Here is a 19,465-nt window from a genome sequence, read left to right as displayed (position 1 = left end):
GCGCCGCCGAGCCCCCGCCCGGGGCCCCCGCGACCGCGCCGCCCGAGGGCGGTCTCGCGCCGGGCAGGCCGCCGGGGCAGGCCGTGGCGGGAGAAGGCCGTGCCCCGGAGCCTGTGCCCGTACCCGATGCTGTGCCGGTCTCGGAACCCGAGCGGATTCCGTCCGCCAGGCAGGGGGACGGGACGGCCGCGGACCGCATCAGGATCGGGCTGTGGGGCGCGCCCCGCTCGGGCAAGACGACCTATCTCGCCGCCCTGCCGATCGCCGCGATGCAGTACCAGCGGCACAACGAGGGCAGCTGGAACATCAGCGGCATGACGCAGGAGGCCAACGCCTTCCTGACCCAGGGCATGGACCTGCTGACCCGGCAGCGGACCTTCCCCCAGGCCACCATGGGCGTCCAGAACATGGCCTGGTCCCTGCACGGGCCCGAGGAGAAGGGAAAGCTGGGATTCCGGACCCGCCGGCCCAACTTCGTACTCGAGATCCAGGACGCGGCCGGAGAGGTGTTCCGGCACGATCACCCCCAGCAGGCCCAGCTCGTCGGTCAGCTCGCACGGTCCCATGGGCTGATCTATCTCTTCGACCCGGTCGGTGACGCCGAGGAGGCCACCGAGAGCTTCACCTATCTCCAGGCGACCCTGACCCAGCTGACCGCACGGGTCCGGGACCGCGACGGGCTCGTCGACGGCAAGCTTCCGCACCATCTGTCCGTCTGCATCGCCAAGTTCGACCACCCGGACGTCTTCCAGCCCGCAGTGGAAGCGGGCTGGGTCACCCAGGACACGGTGGGCTCACAGCTTCCGGTCGTGCCCCAGGAACAGAGCGAGAAGTACTTCCAGTGGATGTGCGACGACTTCCGCGGATCCAACGCCCGGCTGGTGCGCGACGCCCTCTACTCCCACTTCGACCCCCGGCGCGTCTCCTACTACGCGACCTCCGCCATCGGCTTCCGGCTGAACCCGCAGCACGTCTTCGACTACGGGGACTACGTCCAGCCGGTCACGGTGGACCGGACGCTGCACATCCGTACCTCCCCAGTGCCGATCAACGTCCTGGAGCCGCTGACCGACCTGGAGAGCCGGATCCACCGGGACCGCAGCCGGGGCGGGTGGCGCGGGGGGAAGCGGCGGTGAACGAGAGCCTCGGAGAGGAACGACTGACCGCGCACTGGGCGGTGCTGGGCAAGCATCCGGGGCAGACCATGGGCTACGAGGTGCTGCGGAGCAGCCTTCCGGACGACCGGGCGAGCACCTACCTCTGGAAGGCCTCTGCCACCGGCGCACCCGGCGGCCGTGAACCCGGGGGCGAACTGCCGTGGCGGGTGTTCCTCGGCAGCACCGACACGCACCCGGAACCCGTCTGCGCCTCCGTGGAGACCACATGGGACGGCGCCACCGACGGCACCGGCGCCCCCAGTTACACCTGGCGGCTGATCCTGCTGGAGTGGGCGGAGGCCGCCCGGGCCGCCCTGACCTGGTCCGGGATCGACCGCGCGCTGCTGTCGGACCCGCCGGCTCTTCCCGGCGATGCGGTCCCGATGACTGTTGCCGTGCCGCAAACGCCTGCCAGCGAACTGGCCCTGATGGTCGATCAGCTGGGCTTCGAATGGACGGCCGGAGTGGCGGCGCTGCTGCTCGGCAACCGGCAGGTGGCGATCACGCCGAGACCGGGCAAGCGACTGCCGGACGTCTCCGACCGCGTCCGCGTGCTCGACGCGGTCTGTTCCCTCCTGCCGTACGAATGCCGGGCCTGGCTCAGCGCCGCGACCTGGACCGGCCAGTCGCAGCACGACCTGAGGCTGTTCTTCGCGTCCGCGGCACGGACGGGGCAGATCACGGCGGTGCTCGGCGGCAGCCCGCCGGAGGAGCCGCGGGAGGACGCTGCCCGGGCCTACCTGCAGGGGCTTCGCAGGCTGCGGGCGAAGACCGGCGACACCACCGTGATCGTGGAGCATCTGCTGACAGCTGCGGAACCGGTCACGGCCCCACGTCCCGGGGCGGCGCTCCGGGTCCTGCGCGAGGCCGACCTGATGGACACGGTGGTCGAGGAGATCCGGTCGGGCGGCGGGGACGTCAAGGACGTCGGACGGCTCCTCGAACGGTATCCGGCCGCATCCCTGAACGAACACCGGCTGGGCGCGCTGACCTTCTTCCTGGTCCGAAGCGCGCACGAGGGCAACGTGGTCGCAGGGAGCCTGCTGGCGGAGCACTGGACCGAGCGCGCCCGGTCCCTCCTCGTCCGGGAGGTGCTGGCTGCCGGAACTCCGGCCACGTCCTTCGAACGGGCCGAGCGGTACCTGGGCGTCGTCCACAACGCCGTCGAGGCGTACCGTCCCGGCAGCTTCGACGAACTGTTCAACACTCTGGCCGAGGCCCCGGAACCGACGCACGAATGGACCGGGACGCTCATCTACATGGCCGAGAACGAGTGGGGCCGCAGCACGGACAGGGCCGACCGCCTCCTCGTATCCGAGCCCGTCATCGGCAGGACATGGCTCGGGTACCTGCTGAAGCACCAGGACCGCCGCCTGGCAGCGCTCCACCGCCTGGTGCACAGGACGCGGGACGACACCGTCGCCGACGTCATCCCCGGCTGGCTGCGCTTCGCGGCCGTGCTGCTCGGCGATTCCCAGGTCCCGGCCACCTCCACGGATGCCGCTGACTTCGCCGAAGCCGTCGAGGGAGGCTGGCGGACCACCCTGGAGATCGCCCGGACGGAGAGGCGGCCGGAGGTGCTCGGTCTGATGTGGCCGCGGCTCTGGAGGGTCGCGCGGACGGAGCGAGGACTGAGGGAAGCCGTGGAGCGGCTGGTTCCTGTCGAGGAGCCGCGGACGAACGGGGGCGTGGCAGCCGACGCCGACCTCTTCTGCGCAGCTGTCCGGGGCGGAGCCACGCCGGGAATGCCCCGGCTGGAGCGGCTCACCGGGGAAGGGGAGCCGGCGGACTACGCGTCCGTTCTGTTCCGCCGGATCCAGTCCGACGGCGAACTCAGGCGGCTGGCGGTCGGGGCACTGCTGGGCGGGGAGCCGTCCCGGAGAACGTGGTGGGTGATCGAGGAGCTGAGCCGCGAACTGCCGCACAGCTTCCTGCCCCAACTGTGCGACGAACTGCACGGGCGGCTCACCGGACGGGGGAGACCCCTCAACGATCTCCAGGTTCCCGAGTACCTCATGGCGGAGCTGGCGAAGCGGTACGACCTGGGATGGCTGCGGCCGGTCCATGCCTTCCGGAAGGCAGCGCAGGACCGGGCGTCGTACGGGGAGCTGGCCCGGATCATTCTGGAAGCCCATGGACAGGGACGTCCTCCCGCACAGCTGCTGGACGCGATCACCACGTGGACGCTCAGAGAGGGACCGCACGCCCTGGAGCAGGTCACCCTCTACATGGACGGACTGGCGGCAGGCCGGCAGGGGCTGGAACTTTACGCGGCCGTCGCACGCGGGGACAGGGACGGAGAACTGCGTGACCTGCTGATGAAGTACAGCGAGGACCAGAAGGCCCGGCACGACTGGATCCTGACGGAACTGCAGCGCCGGCAGGACCCGTCACAACCGGCGCCCGGAACCGGGACGGAGCGCCGGGGTGTCCTCAGGAAGATGGGCCGGCTGCTGCCCGGGGGATCCCGATGACGACTCCCGCCGCCCCCGCCATCGCAGTCGACGCCGGCACGCGGTTCCTCCGGGTCGCGCGGACCCGTGCGGACGGGACGCCGGAGCTGGTGGAGCTGCCCGGGACGGTGCCTGGAGAGGGGCTGCCCACCCCCGCCGGTGTCCGCGGTGACCGCGGTGCCGCGCTGAGCGTGGCGTACACCGCGTACCGCGAGCACTGCGGTACGCCCGGTCAGCTGGTGCTGGTCGTCCCGCCGGAGGAGCGGGCAGTGCCGCCCGGGGACGGCCGGACGCCGAGGCCCCGGCTGCTGGGCACCCCGCATGCGGTGCTGGCCCTGCTGCGGCACGAGGGCACCCGGATCGCGTCCCGCCTGCTGGTGTGCGACGTGGGCGCCTCGGCGGCCGAGGTCGCGGAGTGCGCCGTCGTCGGCGGGTCCGTGGCCGTGGCCCGGGTCGCCCGGTACGCGCCCGCCGACGACGGCTACGGTGCCGCGTTCGACGCGGCGGTGCTGGCCGGGGCGGGGCTGCCGGCCGACGACCCCGAGGTGCTGCGGGAGCTCGGCCGGGCCAGGGAAGTGAACGCCCGGCGACTCGAGGTCGCTCTCGACCGGATGGCGGAGCGACCCGACCGGGCCGCCCGGTTCGCGGACACGGTGGTCCACGAGGTGGCCGGCCGGGAGATCACCGCGGGCGTGGTGCACCGGGCGCTGGACCGGCTCAGGGGCGGCCTCGACCAGGCCCTGGACGGCCTGCCGGGAGTCCGGGCCGCCGGCCCCGACCCGTCCGGCACACCGGTGATCGCGGTGGGCGGTGCGGCCCGGTCCGGGTCGCTGCTGCGGCACCTGACCGGCCGTCTGGGCCGGCCGGTCCCGCTGCCCGGCGGGACGGACCCCGCGCTGGCCGCGGTGTTCGGTGCCGCTCTGGTCGCCGGCGGTCACGTCGATCCGGCCGACCGCTATCCGCATGCCGTGGCCGTGCGCGTCCTGCAAACCGTGGTCGGCAGACCCCGGGACGGGGAACTGCTGATCAGCCCGCCCGGGACGCTGGAGCCGGGTGGAGCCACCGTGTTCGCCGAGGCCGGCGGGGAACGGGTGCGGGTCCGGACCGGACCGGCCGACGGGACCGGCGGACGCCAGGTCAGGATCCTGGTCCGCGCGGCGGGGACAGGCGTCGTCGCCCCGGCGGGCGTGGTGACGGTCCCTCCGTCCGGCGACGGCGCGTGCTTCCACGTCGGCATGCGCGTCGCCGCCGACGGGACGGCCCGCCTCGTCCTGCAACCGCTCGGCCGTGGCCGGCCCGGCGCGTACCCGGCCGAGGACCACCTGTCCGCGCAACCCCCGCCTGAAGAGTTCCCGCTGGGCGTCCTGCCGGCCGATCCCCGGCCCGACGCTCGATCCGATCCCCGGCCGGACGCTCGATCCGACCCCCAGCCCGACACTCAGGGAGCCCGTACGTGAAGCGATCTGCCTGGTCACCGCGCGCAGCGACGGCGCTGCGGCGCGGGGCCGCCGTGACCGCCGCCGCCCTGCTGGCCGTCCTGCCCGCGGCCGCCGTTCCGGCGACCGCCGCCGAGGCGCCGACCCGGGACGAGATCTACCAGCGACTCGGCGTGGCCGAGCAGCCCGTCGACTATGTCGTCCTGGTGGACACCTCCGGTTCGATGACCGCCAAAGGCCGCTACGCCACCGTGCGCTCCACGCTGCGCACCTTTCTGGACGGGCTGTCTCCCGTCGACCATGTCGCCCTCATCACCTTCGACGACCGCCCCGAGGCGCGCTACATCGGACCGGCCGGTGACGCGGCGAAGATCGTCTCCCGGCTGCCCCCGGCGCCCAACCCGGCCGGCGGGACCGACATCGGAGCCGCCCTGGACCGGGGCCTGCGCGAACTCGAACGCACGGACGCCGTGGGCATCGCTTCCGTGGTGATGCTGACCGACGGCAAACACGAGCCACCGCGGAAGACCCGCTACCCCAAGCCGTCCGGCGCCCCTTGGGACGCCCTGCGGGGGCGCGCGCAGGCCCTCGGCAAGCGCACCGAACTCGCCGGATACGCACTGCCGCTGGGCACCGGCGCGACTGGTGCGGACCTGCTCGGGGACGTCATCGGGAACACGCTCGTGCTGCGCCCGGGGAGCATCGAGGACCTCAGCGACTATCTGCAGCGGGCCGGGGACAGCACCCGCGCCCGGTCGGCGGCCCAGTTGCTCGCCGAGGACAAGAGGAAGGGCGTCACGGCGTCCTGGACGGACACCGCCGTCCGTGACCTCACCGACGGTTCCGCCACCGCCTCCGTCACCTTCCGGTCGGCCACCCGGCACGTGCCGCTGACGGTGAGCAAGGTCCGGATCTCGGCGGACAGCGTTCCGCTCGCCGTCACCGGCGTGCCGGAGCAACTGACCCTGGCACCCGGTGAGTCCCGGAAGTACACCGTCCGGCTGGACGGGGGCCTTCCGGCGGGCGGACCGCCCTACCGCCGGACCGAGGACGGCGGGGCCGCGCTGCGGGTGTCCGGCCAGGTGTCCTCCCCGTGGCAGCGGGCGCTCGCCCCCGACGTGGACCTGAGGGTTCCGGACGAGGTCGGGGTCACCGGCGATCCCCTGGCGGTGCGGGCCGAGGCCGGCTCGGTGTACTTCCTGCCGGCCGTGTTCTCGGCGCTGGCGGCGGCCTTGGCACTCGGCTGGCTGTGGTGGCGGAGCGTCAACCGGCCTCGGCTGGGCGGGGTGCTGACGGCCGTTCCCGTGTTCGCTGAGGGGATCCCGGAGCGGATCGTGCTGTCCGGGCGGCGGGTGCGGTTCAGTCCCCGCGGGGGCGGGCGGGGCACGGTGCACGGCCGGCGTCGCGGGACGGCCGACGGGCCCCGGGTCGATCTGCTGATCCGCTACACGCCGGACGGCACTTCCGGACGGCCGAACCAGGTGACCTGCGGGCCGGGGGCCAAGGTCGTGGTCGGCGGCCTGTCGTTCACCCATCTCCCGCACGAGTCGGCCGCCGGCCCCGGCCCCGGCTCCGGGGCCGTCGCGCCGGGTAGCGGTCGGTCCTGATGACCGCTCAGCCGCTGCTCAATGTGGCGGCCACACATGTCGGCACCCGGGTGCTCGGGCCCGGCGTCCGGTCGGCGGTGTGGGTGCAGGGGTGTCCGTTCCACTGCGCCGGGTGCATCGCCCCGGAGTGGATTACCGACCGACCCGCGCGGCAGGCCGGCCCCGGGGAGTTGGCGGCCGAGCTGCTCGCCGACCCTCGGGTCACCGGCTTGACCCTGTCGGGAGGCGAGCCGATGCAGCAGGCGGCCGGGCTGGCCGCACTGGTGCGGCAGGCGCGGGAGATCCGGAACGTCTCCGTGATCTGCTTTACCGGCCACCGACTGGAACGGCTGCTGGCCCGGAGTCCGTCGGAGGGCGTACCCGACCTGCTCGCCGTCGTCGATGTGCTGATCGACGGACAGTATGTGGCCGGGCTGAACGACGGGCGCGGCCTGCGCGGCAGCACCAACCAGCGGATCCACCATCTCACCCGGCGGCTGGCGGACAGCGGATACGACTTCGCGCACCGGACCCGCGACGCCGAGATCGCCGTCAACGGCCCGGAGACGCTGCTCATCGGGGTGGCGCCGAGAGGATTCCCCGCTGTGTTCGAGACAGCGGTCGACACGGTTCGCGCCCGTATGCGGGGAGCGGACACCAGCAGCCCGAGTCCAGGAGAGGAAGGGCAGCCATGAGCTGCACGAAACGCATTCAGGTCGACCAGTCGGACTGGTACCGCCTGCAACAGAGGGCGCGGCAGCTGCGGGAGGTCAAGCGGGACATCCCACGGCTGGTCGCCGATGTGCGGGCACGGACCCAGGCCGACATCGACCGGGCCTTCTCCTCCGTGGCGGAACGGCAGCGCCGCCAGCAGGAGGCGGTCGACAAGCTGAGCGACCGGACCCGCGACCTCGAGGCCGACACCACTCGAAAGCTTCGGGAGCAGGCCGACCGCCTGCGCCAGGACCTGAGGGAGACGGCCGGCCGGATCGAGCAGGACACCCGGCAACGGCTCGAAGAGCAGCGCAGAGAGACCGAGCGCGCCATCGCCGCCGAGCGGGCCGAGCGTCGCGCCGATATGGCCCGGATCACGCAGGAGATCGCCGCGCTCAAGGATGACCGGGCGCGGGCCGAGGCCACCGTGCGTACCTGGCTGGGGGACGCTCGCACCATGGCCGGCCTGGTCGACGGGGAGTTGCCCCACGACCGGTATGCGCCCGGCCGGCTGGACAGGCTGCGCCGCCGGATCGCCACGGCCGAGGCGACCGCCGCGGACGGCCGCTTCGACGCTGCTCTGGCCGTGGCGCAGGAGACCTTCCACGAGCTGAGCGATCTGCGGGTGGACATCGAGCAGCGGGAGTTCGAGCGCTGCCTGGCCCAGAAGGAGGCGGTCGAGGCATTGGTGCAGCTGGAGGCCCTGGCCGAGGAGAACCGGCAGCGTCCGGTCGTCGGACCGGATGCCGAGGTCATCGCCGGTTACCTGCTCGATGTCGCGCACTGGTCCGAGGGCGAGTACGACCGGGTACGGCAGGACACCGCTCAGGCGCTTGTCCGGGCCCGTGACCCGCAGACGGGTGCGGAGGACCTGCGCGGCCTGCGCGACGAGGAGGCGCCCCGGCTCGAGCGCAGCCTGGGCGAGGCCGTAGAGAGGGCCGGGATGCGCCAGCTCACCTCGCAGATGAGGGTGAACCTGGCCGACGTCGTGGCCGAGACACTCGCCGAGATCGCCTTCTACGATCTTGCGGAGAAGGAGTCCGGTTACGTCGACGGTGATCCGCGGGGGGCGTTCCGGGCCCGGCTCCGCAACGAGGCCAGCGGCAACGAGATCACGGTCGAGATCGAGCAGGCCGACAAGGACTCGGACCAGTGCGTGATCCGCGTGGTCTCCCACGACCACGACACCACCTCCGAGGCCGAGCTTCGGGACCGCGCCGACGCGGTGTACCAGGCGCTGAAGGAGCAGGGCGTCCCCGTCGGGCTGGTCGCGTCGGCGCCCGTCGCGGAGCCCCACCCCCCGGGCCGTCCGAATCTCCGTTCCGGGGGGCAACCGGGCTTTCCGGGCCCGTCGTCCCTCCCTCCCGGGGAGCGGCCACGGCACCGGACGGACGGGGAAGCCCCCGGCACATGAACAGGACCCTGACGAAGGAAAGCCCTCCTCCCCGTCCGCCGGGGACGGAGCGGTTGGATCCGGCGGCCGTCCGCACCGGCGAACCCTTCACCGTCCTTCACGGGCCCGGTGTGGGCGACGTCTTCGTCGACAGCACCGCCCGGGTGTGTTTCATGGAGCAGGCGCTCTGGCGCATGCTGCGAGCCGCCGGGTTCGAGCGGATCGTCTTCAGCACCCTGCACAACCCGGTCTATTTCCGGGACAGGGCGTCGCGGGATCTGTCCCGTCGGCCGGCCGACCGTACTGCGGAGACGGCCGGCCGACGGCCGCGCACCATGCGGCACGCAAGTCTGCAAGGGCCCCTCGGCGGGAAGCAGTTGCTGGGCGCGGCACCCCGGTCCGGGGCGGAACCTGCACCGGTCCCGGCCCGAAGAGACGGTGCGGCATCCACCTCCGGGATCGCCGATCCGTTCGGCGTGATGACCCTCGCGGCTCACCTCCGCGACGCGGAACACCGTACGGTCGTGGTGTTCCCGCATGCGGACGAGTGGCTGGTCCACAACCGGGCCGCTCGGCAGCTGGCCGGAGCCATGGCCGAGTGGGCGTCCGACACCGTGGAGGGAAACCAGTGGCTCCTCGTGTTCCGCAGGCCCTCCTTGGGCGCAGCGGCCGAGTTCCTGGCGGGGCTCGGACAGTATCCGCAACTGGCGGCCTTTGTGAACGAACGGCGGGACGAGCCCGCCCGCGGCGGCACCTTCCGGGTCGAACTTCCTCAGGCGGCGGAACTGGAACGGCTGGTGCACTCGGTACGGCTGCGGAAGGGACTGCGGGTCGAGTGGCAGGACCTGGACCGGGTGGTCCGGGCGATGGCCGGCCAGCCCGAGACGGCCCGCGTCTGGCGGGCGCGTCTTGAACAACTGCTGGAAGAAGAAGAGCCGTTGAGCCGCCGCTCGGTTCGGCGGTGGGTGGGAGGATCCGTGGCCGACGAACGGACGCCCTGGGAGCGACTTGCCGCGATGCCCGGCACGGAGGAGTTGGCAGGACGTTTCGAAGCCATTCGGAAGGAGGCGGAGGCGGTCGAGGAACAGCGCGCCCGTGGGCTGACCGTCATCGATGAACCGCCCGCCCGGCACCTGGTGTTCACCGGCAACCCCGGGACCGGAAAGACGACGGTGGCCCGGCTGGTCGGCGAAATGTACCGGGATCTGGGAGTGCTGAGCCGTGGCCACTGCGTGGAGGCGCAGGTCAGCGACCTGGTTGCCGGTTACATAGGGCAGACCGCCATCCAGACAAACGCGCTGGTGGACCGGGCTCTGGAGGGTGTGCTCTTCATCGACGAGGCGTACGCGCTCAGCGACCAGAGCGACGGCTTCGGCGACGAGGCCATCCAGACGCTGCTCAAGCGCATGGAGGACGACCGCGGCCGCTTGGTGGTCGTCGTGGCCGGATACCCGGACAAGATGAAGGAGTTCCTCGACTCCAACCCCGGCCTCAAGAGCCGGTTCCCCCATACCGTCGCATTCCCCGACTACGACCCCGGCACCCTGCACGCAATCCTGCTGGGCCGCCTGGAGAAGCACGGCCTGCGTCCCGGAGACGAGGCGGCACAGGCACTGCGGCAGATCGTGGAGGGCATGCACGGCTCCCGGGACGAGGGCTTCGGCAACGCCCGGGACATGCGCACCCTCGCCGATGCGCTCCGTATCCCGTGGGCCGTGCGCGTCGGACGGGACGTGGAACAGCCCGTCATCGTCGACGACATCCCGGAGGAGTACCGGGACCACCTGCCGCGCCCGGTGCCCGAGCTCGCCGAACTGCTGGCCGGACTCGACCGGTACATCGGCCTCGGGCCGGTTCGCGGGGAACTGGAAGGACTCGCGAACCGGCTGAAAATGCGTCAGGACCGTGGCACCGAGGCATTCGCCCCGCCCCACCTGCTGTTCACCGGCCCTCCGGGCACCGGCAAGACCACGGTGGCCCGGCTGCTCGGCGATCTGTTCCGCGGACTGGGGCTCCTGCGCAAGGGGCATGTCGTGGAGGTGACCCGCACCGACCTGGTGGCCGAGTACGTGGGGCAGACTGCGCCCAGGGTCCGCGAGGCGGTCGAGCGGGCACTGGAGGGTGTGCTGTTCATCGACGAGGCCTACAGCCTGGTCCGGGACACAGGGGGACAGGGTGGTTTCGGCGCGGAGGCCGTGGACACCCTGCTGCGGGAGATGGAGCACCGGCGCGGCCGACTGGTCGTGATCGCGGCCGGATATCCCGAGGACATGGAGCGGTTTCTCGACTTCAACCCGGGGCTGCGGTCACGGTTCACCACCGAGGTGCCCTTCCCCGGCTACATCCTGGACGACCTGGTGGAGATCCTCCGTCGGATGGCTGCCGAGGGCGGCTACACCCTCGGCCCCGGGACCGCGAAACGCGCCAGGCTGTGGCTCGAGGCGACCAGGCAGGCCCGTCGGGCCTCGTTCGGCAATGCCCGGGAGGTGCGCAGACTGCTGGATCTCATGGAGGGCCGCAAGGCGGCGCGGTGGAATCAGGGTGACAGGGGTTCGGAGTATCTGCCCGAGGACGTGCCGGATCCGCCCGCCGGTCAGGGCTGAGCGCCGGTGATCTTCGTCCCGCCGTCCTCCTGCAGCCCTTGGCGGTCCGTCAGGACGCGGCTCAGGGTCCGGTCCGCGTCGATGAGCCGCTGCTCGACGGTCCGGGTGAGGGCCTCCACATCCTCCAGGGTGAGGCCCTGCCCCGGCACGACGCCGCGGGTGTCCGCACCGGAGGCCTCGCGCAGTGCCTGCGCCAGCTCCCGGTCGGCCTGGGCATAGCGCGTCAGGGACGCGAACACCTTGCCCTGCTCCGCCTGGATGTGCTGCAGCCGGTCCTGACAGGCGGCGAGTTCGCGGGAGCCCTCGCTCAGCTCGAGCTCCGTGGACGCCAGCGCTTCCTGCGCCGCTGCGGCCCGCTCCAGGGTCTGCCGGGTCCGCGGCGCCAGCACGGCGAGCTGCTGCTCGGTGAGCCGCAGCAGGGCGTCGGCCCCGGTGCCCAGCTCCCGGTCGGCCCCCCCGAGGTCCCGGCCGCGCAGATCCCGCAGCCGTGCGTCGACGACCTCCTGCTGCGCCCGCAGCTCGTCCAGCTCCTCCACCAGCCGTTCCAGCCGCCGCAGCTCGTCGACCTCCTGCCGCAGCTTCTCGTGTTCCGCCAGGCGGCGGCGCAGCTCCTTCTCCCTCTCCGCGAGCTTCTCCAGAGCCGCGCGTTCCGACGCCACCCGCTCGGCCGCCGCGGTGAGTTCGCCCATCAGGTCCCGGGTGCCCCGCGCCACCCTCTCCCCAGGCCGGGCCGCCTCCAGCAGCCCGGGCAGCGCCTCGGCGAGGTCACGGGCGTCCGCCAGCGCGTCGTCCAGCGCGTACAGCGCGGTCAGGGCGTCGGCCCCGTCGGCATCGGCGGCATCGTCCGGGGTGCCGCCGTCGGAGGCACGGTCCGGCCGGCCGAGGGTGTCGGCGGCCCACCGGACGGCGCATCCCAGCACCTGGAGGGCCGTCTCCCGGTCGCTGCGCCCGGAGTCCGCCAGCGTGTCTGCGATCTTCTGCCTGCTGTCCCGCACGATGCCCCCCACGTGGAACCCTCGACGGGGCCGCTCGGCGCCCCGGGCCGTCCTGGTCGCCAGCGTATCGCCGTGATCCGGGCCCCGGGGCAGCTCAGTTCGGACGCAACCTCCGAGCGCAGTCCCACAGGTGCCGTCACACCCTTTCGGGCCCCTTCTCCGCAGGTCAGAAAGGGTGTGACGGCTTTCCGTCAGATGTCGCGGAAGATCTCGATCTGCGCCCCCACCGAGTTCAGCCGCTCCGCCAGTTCCTCGTAGCCGCGGTTGATGACGTACACATTGCGCAGCACCGACGTACCCTCGGCCGCCATCATCGCCAGCAGGACGACCACGGCGGGGCGCAGTGCCGGCGGGCACATCATCTCGGCGGCGCGCCAGCGGGTCGGGCCCTCGACGAGGACGCGGTGCGGGTCGAGCAGCTGGAGGCGGCCGCCGAGGCGGTTGAGGTCGGTGAGGTAGATCGCGCGGTTGTCGTAGACCCAGTCGTGGATGAGGGTCTGGCCCTGGGCGGCGGCGGCGATCGCCGCGAAGAACGGCACGTTGTCGATGTTGAGGCCCGGGAAGGGCATGGGGTGGATCTTGTCGATCGGCGCCTCCAGCTTGGAGGGGCGCACGGTCAGATCCACCAGCCTCGTACGGCCGTTGTCCGCGGTGTACTCCGCCGAGCGGTCGTGGTCGAGGCCCATCTCCTCCAGGACGGCGAGCTCGATCTCCAGGAACTCGATCGGCACCCGGCGGATGGTCAGCTCGGACTCGGTGACCACGGCGGCGGCGAGCAGGCTCATCGCCTCGACCGGGTCCTCGGAGGGGGAGTAGTCGACATCCACGTCGATGGTGGCCACGCCGTGCACGGTCAGTGTGGTCGTGCCGATGCCCCCCACGCGTACGCCCAGCGTCTCCAGGAAGAAACACAGGTCCTGGACCATGTAGTTGGAGGAGGCGTTGCGGATGACGGTGACGCCGTCGTGGCGGGCGGCCGCGAGCAGCGCGTTCTCGGTCACGGTGTCGCCGCGCTCGGTCAGCACGATGGGACGGTCCGGAGCGGTCGACCGCTCGACGACGGCGTGGTACAGACCCTCCGTCGCGGTGATGTCGAGACCGAAGCGGCGCAGCGCGATCATGTGCGGCTCGATGGTGCGGGTACCGAGGTCGCAGCCGCCGGCGTACGGCAGGCGGAACTGGTCCATCCGGTGCAGCAGCGGACCGAGGAACATGATGATCGACCGGGTCCTGCGTGCGGCCTCCGCGTCGATCGCGTCCATGTCGAGGCGGGCGGGCGGGACGATCTCGAGGTCGGTGCCGTCGTTGATCCAGCGGGTCCGAACGCCGATGGAGTTGAGGACCTCCAGCAGCCGGTAGACCTCTTCGATCCGCGCGACACGGCGCAGTACGGTGCGGCCCTTGTTGAGCAGTGCGCCGCACAGCAAGGCGACGCAGGCGTTCTTGCTGGTCTTGACGTCGATGGCCCCGGAGAGCCGGCGCCGGCCGACGACCCGCAGATGCATGGGCCCGGCGTAGCCGAGCGACACGATCTCGCTGTCGAGCGCCTCACCGATCCGGGCAATCATCTCAAGGCTGATGTTCTGGTTGCCGCGCTCGATGCGATTGACGGCGCTCTGGCTGGTGCCGAGTGCCTCGGCGAGCTGTGTCTGTGTCCAGCCCCGGTGCTGACGGGCGTCACGGATGAGCTTGCCGATGCGTACGAGGTAGTCGTCTGCCATAGGGGCAGGCTATCTCAGATATGAGATGAGGCGTCCAATGGGATGGACCATCCGGGTGACGCCCTGCTGTGATGGTCCATCATCGGGCCAACTCGGACAAAAGGTGTGGCCCAATCGAGTGGCTCCGGAGGGTGCGCCGCGCTGCCGCGGGGTCGGTCGTACCGTCACGAAAAGGGTGCTTGCGGTCGGACTGCGGCATCGCACGGGCCGCCGTCAGGGCGTCCGGACATGACCGTTCAGCGGTCATGTACTAGAGTTATCTCGACATCGAGATATCTGCACGGAGGCGTACCGCACCGCCGTCCGCCGGGGCTGCTTACTAAGGGTGGCCTAACTGAGCCTTACCTTAGCGGATGGCTGGGAGGACGCAGGCGGCAGGATGCGGTCAGTACGCGCACATTGATGAAGGAGACTGTCGTGTCGGCGAACAGCTTCGACGCCCGCAGCACGCTGCGCGTGGGCGACGAGTCGTACGAGATCTTCAGGCTGGACAAGGTCGAGGGGTCCGCCCGCCTCCCCTACAGCCTCAAGGTCCTGCTGGAGAACCTGCTCCGCACCGAGGACGGCGCGAACATCACCGCCGACCACATCCGGGCGCTCGGCGGCTGGGACTCGCAGGCGCAGCCGAGCCAGGAGATCCAGTTCACGCCGGCCCGCGTGATCATGCAGGACTTCACCGGCGTGCCCTGTGTCGTGGACCTCGCCACCATGCGTGAGGCCGTCAAGGAGCTCGGCGGCGACCCGGCGAAGATCAACCCGCTCGCCCCCGCCGAGCTGGTCATCGACCACTCCGTCATCGCCGACAAGTTCGGCACCCCCGACTCCTTCGCGCAGAACGTGGAGCTGGAGTACGGCCGCAACAAGGAGCGCTACCAGTTCCTGCGCTGGGGCCAGACCGCCTTCGACGAGTTCAAGGTCGTCCCGCCCGGCACCGGCATCGTCCACCAGGTGAACATCGAGCACCTGGCCCGCACGATCATGGTCCGGGGCGGCCAGGCCTACCCCGACACCCTCGTCGGCACCGACTCGCACACCACCATGGTCAACGGCCTCGGCGTGCTGGGCTGGGGCGTCGGCGGCATCGAGGCCGAGGCCGCCATGCTCGGCCAGCCGGTCTCGATGCTCATCCCGCGCGTCGTCGGCTTCAAGCTGACCGGCGAGCTCACCCCGGGCACCACCGCCACCGACCTCGTCCTCACGATCACCGAGATGCTGCGCAAGCACGGTGTCGTCGGCAAGTTCGTCGAGTTCTACGGTGAGGGCGTCGCCGCCACCTCCCTCGCCAACCGCGCCACCATCGGCAACATGTCGCCGGAGTTCGGCTCCACCGCCGCGATCTTCCCGATCGACGACGAGACCCTGAAGTACCTGCGCCTGACGGGCCGCGACGAGCAGCAGGTCGCGCTGGTCGAGGCGTACGCCAAGGAGCAGGGCCTCTGGCTGGACCCGTCCGCCGAGCCCGACTTCTCCGAGAAGCTGGAGCTCGACCTCGCCACGGTCGTCCCCTCCATCGCCGGCCCGAAGCGCCCGCAGGACCGTATCGTCCTCGCAGGCGCCGCCCAGCAGTTCGCGCAGGACGTGCGCAACTACGTCGAGGACGACGACGAGGCGGGCAAGGAGTCCTTCCCGGCCTCCGACGCCCCGGCCGAGCACAACGGCATCCCGACCCGCCCGACCCTGGTCACGGCCCCCGACGGCACCACGTACGAGATCGACCACGGCGCCGTCACCGTCGCCGCGATCACCTCCTGCACCAACACCTCGAACCCGTACGTCATGGTCGCCGCCGCGCTCGTCGCGAAGAAGGCCGTGGAGAAGGGCCTGACCCGCAAGCCGTGGGTCAAGACCACGCTCGCCCCGGGTTCGAAGGTCGTCACGGACTACTTCGACAAGGCGGGCCTGACCCCGTACCTCGACAAGGTCGGCTTCAACCTCGTCGGCTACGGCTGCACCACCTGCATCGGCAACTCCGGCCCGCTGCCGGAGGAGGTCTCCAAGGCCGTCAACGAGCACGACCTGGCGGTCACCTCGGTCCTCTCCGGCAACCGGAACTTCGAGGGCCGCATCAACCCCGACGTCAAGATGAACTACCTGGCCTCCCCGCCGCTGGTCGTCGCGTACGCCATCGCGGGCTCCATGAAGGTCGACATCACCCGCGACGCGCTCGGCACCGACACCGAGGGCAACCCGGTCTACCTGACCGACATCTGGCCGACCGAGGCCGAGGTCAACGACGTCGTCGCCAACGCCATCGGCGAGGACATGTTCAACAAGTCCTACCAGGACGTCTTCGCGGGCGACGCCCAGTGGCAGGCCCTGCCGATCCCGACCGGCAACACCTTCGAGTGGGACCCGCAGTCCACCTACGTCCGCAAGCCCCCGTACTTCGAGGGCATGACGATGGACACCACCCCGGTCACCGACATCGCCGGTGCCCGCGTGCTCGCCAAGCTCGGCGACTCGGTCACCACCGACCACATCTCCCCGGCCGGCGCCATCAAGGCCGACACCCCGGCCGGCCAGTACCTCACGGAGCACGGCGTCGAGCGCCGCGACTTCAACAGCTACGGCTCGCGCCGCGGCAACCACGAGGTCATGATCCGCGGTACGTTCGCCAACATCCGCCTGCGCAACCAGATCGCGCCGGGCACCGAGGGCGGCTACACCCGCGACTTCACCCAGGCGGACGCGCCGGTGTCGTTCATCTACGACGCCTCGCGCAACTACATCGAGCAGGGCATCCCGCTGGTCGTCCTGGCCGGCAAGGAGTACGGCTCCGGCTCGTCCCGCGACTGGGCCGCCAAGGGCACCGCGCTGCTCGGCGTCAAGGCCGTCATCGCCGAGTCGTACGAGCGCATCCACCGCTCGAACCTCATCGGCATGGGTGTCCTCCCGCTGCAGTTCCCGGAGGGCGCCTCGGCCCAGTCCCTCGGTCTGACGGGTGAGGAGACCTTCTCCTTCACCGGTGTCACCGAGCTGAACGACGGCACCACCCCGCGCACGGTCAAGGTCACCACCGACACGGGCGTCGAGTTCGACGCGGTCGTCCGTATCGACACCCCCGGTGAGGCCGACTACTACCGCAACGGCGGCATCATGCAGTACGTGCTGCGCAGCCTGATCCGTAAGTAAGCGGTCCGGCCACGTACGAAGGGCCGCACTCCCGTCGCCCGGGGGTGCGGCCCTTCGCCGTGTCCAGCGCCGTACGCAAGCGCGAGGTCGGAGAGCGCCGTTCCGGACCGCCGTGACGAACGACGCCCAGCCCGGGGCCCGGAACACGAGCGCGGGGCCCTCGAGGGGCCTTGCTGTCGCGGACGGGGGTGGCGCCGGGGACGTTCTCGGCGACCTCGGCGCATTTCCCGCCCGAACCGTCGCTGTAGGACGAGCCGGGCGGATCGACGCCAAGGCCGATCCGCCGGCACCTTCCGCTACGTCCTTCGGACGACCCGGCCACGCCGCCTCGTCCTGCGGCCGGCCGCCCCCGCCGTGCGGCGTGGGAAGCCGGCCGCGGCGTCAGATGCGGTGCACGGTGTGCAGCTTCTTGGCGTAGGTGCCGGTGCCGTCCAGGAGCGAGGCACCGCCCAGGTCGGACATGGTCGGTCCGTTGCCGGTCTTGCGGCTGGACAGGAAGCGGCGCTTGCCGGCCGCGTCCTCGCCCAGGTAGATACCGACATGGTCGACCGTGACGATCGGCAGGGCGTCGTCGCCCGAGTCGGCGTTGAACAGCACGAGGTCGCCGGGCTGCAGCAGAGTCGCCGCGGGCGGGTTCGTCCCGTCGGTCCGGTCGATACGCACACCGGGCGCGTAGTCGACCATGTGCCGGGACCTGCGCGGGATCCGGTTCCCCGAAGTGTCCTCGTCAGCGGCCATCGGCACGCCCATGTGGTAGCCGTAGACCATGCGGGTGTAGCCCGAGCAGTCGAGGTTGCCGATCTGCTTGCTGGACGGCCCGACGTAGGTCCCGTCGGGGAAAGTCCAGCCGAGGTTCATGTACTCGTGGAAGTCGGCGCCCTCGTAGCGGTAGCCCTGCGGGTCCAGGTAACCGTAGCCCGCCTGGCCCAGCACCTTCTTGCCCTTGGTCTGGCCGGCCCCGCTCGTCACGGCCGGCGCCCCGGCGAGGAACATCGCCGCGTACGCGAGCACGTCCGGCGCCGTCGAACCGGCCCAGCCGCGGATGGTCTGCTCCAGCTCCGGCGTCCAGTTCCCGTCGAACGGCTCGGGCAGCACCCGCACCCAGTCGCCGTGCGTGACGCTGGGGGGCACCGCCCAGTCGGCGGCGTCCACCTGGAAGCGGCTGACGGTCAGTTTCACCGGAAGGCTGGTGCAGCCGGTGCCGGCGAACGCGCGCAGCCCCACCCGGCCCTTGGCGATGGTGGGATCGCTGATGTCGACGGCCCACGCGGACGGCTCGGCGGCGCTCGCACGCCAGGCCTTGACCTGTATGCCCGCGCCCTCGCGACGGACCCGGATCGTCCACGCGGTGCCCGCGGGATTGCCCGTGGCGAGGGTGAGCACCGAGGTCAACTGGGTGACGGTGTTGGCGACCTCCTTCTCGACCCGCAGCTCGACCGCGCCGGTCGTGAGAAAGGACAGCCGGGCCCGGTAGTTGTCGGACACACCGTCGTAGCCGAAGACAAGGGCGTACGAACAGGCCTGACCGGTGGGCACCTTGTCGAACGCGGCCGTGGCCCGCACGTCCACGTCGCTGATCTCGTCGTCGCGCACCGTCGCCCAGCGGCTCTTGTTCTCGGTGCTGACGTTGATGACGGCGCTGCCCGGCACCAGTGAGTAGTCCGTCGTCCTGGTCTCGGTGGGCCCGAACGTGGACCAACTGCCGCCGCCCGGCGAAGTTCCCCAGAAGTCGGGGTGATCGTCCTGCAGATCGACGTCGGGCGCGAGGCGCTGGAAGTCGTCCACGAAGGGCTTCTTGTTCTCGGTGAACGTACGCTCCGGGCCGGGCAGAACGACGGTCCGGGCCCCGTGGGTCAGCAGCGCGACCCGCTTGCCGCCGGAGGTGATCTCGGTACGCGCCGGGGTGCCCGGCAGCACGGTGGCGGTGAGCGGGGTGGTCAGCGACACCTGGGAGAAGAACGACGCGTCCAGCGGGACCAGGGTCACCGAGGACCGCGCCGAGCCGAGCCCCGCCGGGGCCGCGAGCGGCTGTACGGAGGCGGCGGCGGACCCGGCGGCGCGTGCGGGCGCGGCGGCCAGACCGCTGAGGGGGACGGAGGCGGCAGAAGCCGCGAAAGCGGCGAGCAGACTGCGCCGCGAAGTGTTCGACATGACGGTCATCTTCCGGCAGGCCCTCCGGTCACGATCACCGCCCCCTGTTCGACGTGGTCCGGGCCCACGGACCCGTGCCGGACCGTGGCACAGGGACGTACGGCGGGGCCGCAGCCTCCTCGGC

12 protein-coding genes are annotated in these 19,465 nt (G+C 71.5%); 8 read left to right on the top strand and 4 right to left on the bottom strand.

The window, feature by feature from the left end; genetic code table 11:
• From ACWGI8_RS19050 to ACWGI8_RS19020, 7 genes are all read left to right on the top strand, one after another.
• The coding region (locus tag ACWGI8_RS19050; RefSeq protein ID WP_453662310.1) for a hypothetical protein at positions 1 to 1,136 on the top strand (1,136 nt) is incomplete at its 5' end.
• Entirely contained in the window at positions 1,133 to 3,631 is a 2,499-nt protein-coding gene (locus ACWGI8_RS19045; RefSeq protein WP_453662309.1) for a hypothetical protein, read from the top strand. The genes ACWGI8_RS19050 and ACWGI8_RS19045, both read left to right, overlap by 4 nt.
• Positions 3,628 to 5,067 (top strand): sugar kinase, encoded by a 1,440-nt coding sequence (locus ACWGI8_RS19040; protein WP_453662307.1) that lies wholly within the window; start codon positions 3,628 to 3,630, stop codon positions 5,065 to 5,067. Before ACWGI8_RS19045 ends, ACWGI8_RS19040 begins: the two co-directional genes overlap by 4 nt.
• Positions 5,064 to 6,653: a VWA domain-containing protein gene (locus ACWGI8_RS19035; protein ID WP_453662306.1), complete on the top strand. Its 1,590-nt coding sequence runs from the start codon at positions 5,064 to 5,066 to the stop codon at positions 6,651 to 6,653. Before ACWGI8_RS19040 ends, ACWGI8_RS19035 begins: the two co-directional genes overlap by 4 nt.
• Complete coding sequence (locus ACWGI8_RS19030) at positions 6,653 to 7,327, top strand: 4Fe-4S single cluster domain-containing protein (RefSeq protein ID WP_453662304.1); 675 nt, start codon at positions 6,653 to 6,655, stop codon at positions 7,325 to 7,327. The genes ACWGI8_RS19035 and ACWGI8_RS19030 overlap by 1 nt, the downstream gene beginning before the upstream one ends.
• Positions 7,324 to 8,760, top strand: a complete 1,437-nt coding sequence (locus ACWGI8_RS19025; protein ID WP_453662302.1) for a hypothetical protein — start codon at positions 7,324 to 7,326, stop codon at positions 8,758 to 8,760. The genes ACWGI8_RS19030 and ACWGI8_RS19025 overlap by 4 nt, the downstream gene beginning before the upstream one ends.
• Entirely contained in the window at positions 8,757 to 11,342 is a 2,586-nt protein-coding gene (locus ACWGI8_RS19020) for an AAA family ATPase (RefSeq protein ID WP_453662300.1), read from the top strand. Before ACWGI8_RS19025 ends, ACWGI8_RS19020 begins: the two co-directional genes overlap by 4 nt.
• Here the strand turns inward: ACWGI8_RS19020 and ACWGI8_RS19015 are convergent.
• A complete protein-coding gene (locus ACWGI8_RS19015; protein WP_453662298.1) occupies positions 11,333 to 12,337 on the bottom strand; it encodes a hypothetical protein in 1,005 nt (334 codons plus the stop codon). The two genes, ACWGI8_RS19020 and ACWGI8_RS19015, sit on opposite strands and share 10 nt — an antisense overlap.
• 191 nt (positions 12,338 to 12,528) lie before the next feature.
• Positions 12,529 to 14,058, bottom strand: coding sequence for a helix-turn-helix domain-containing protein (locus ACWGI8_RS19010; RefSeq protein ID WP_453662296.1), 1,530 nt, complete (start codon positions 14,056 to 14,058; stop codon positions 12,529 to 12,531).
• Positions 14,059 to 14,475: 417 nt separating this feature from the next.
• Between ACWGI8_RS19010 and acnA the strand changes: the two genes are divergently transcribed.
• On the top strand, positions 14,476 to 17,190 hold the full coding sequence (gene acnA / locus ACWGI8_RS19005; RefSeq protein ID WP_453662294.1) for an aconitate hydratase AcnA: 2,715 nt from the start codon (positions 14,476 to 14,478) through the stop codon (positions 17,188 to 17,190).
• On the opposite strand, the gene ACWGI8_RS19000 is transcribed toward acnA, so the two are convergent.
• Positions 17,153 to 17,512: a DUF397 domain-containing protein gene (locus ACWGI8_RS19000; RefSeq protein ID WP_453662292.1), complete on the bottom strand. Its 360-nt coding sequence runs from the start codon at positions 17,510 to 17,512 to the stop codon at positions 17,153 to 17,155. The two genes, acnA and ACWGI8_RS19000, sit on opposite strands and share 38 nt — an antisense overlap.
• Positions 17,513 to 17,571: 59 nt before the next feature.
• Positions 17,572 to 19,341 carry an NlpC/P60 family protein gene (locus ACWGI8_RS18995; protein ID WP_453662290.1) on the bottom strand — a complete coding sequence of 590 codons (1,770 nt, stop codon included), beginning with the start codon at positions 19,339 to 19,341 and terminating at the stop codon, positions 17,572 to 17,574.
• Positions 19,342 to 19,465 lie beyond the last annotated feature (124 nt).

This window comes from Streptomyces sp. NPDC054841, from assembly GCF_053611045.1.
This window is presented reverse-complemented; position numbering and strand designations above follow the sequence as displayed.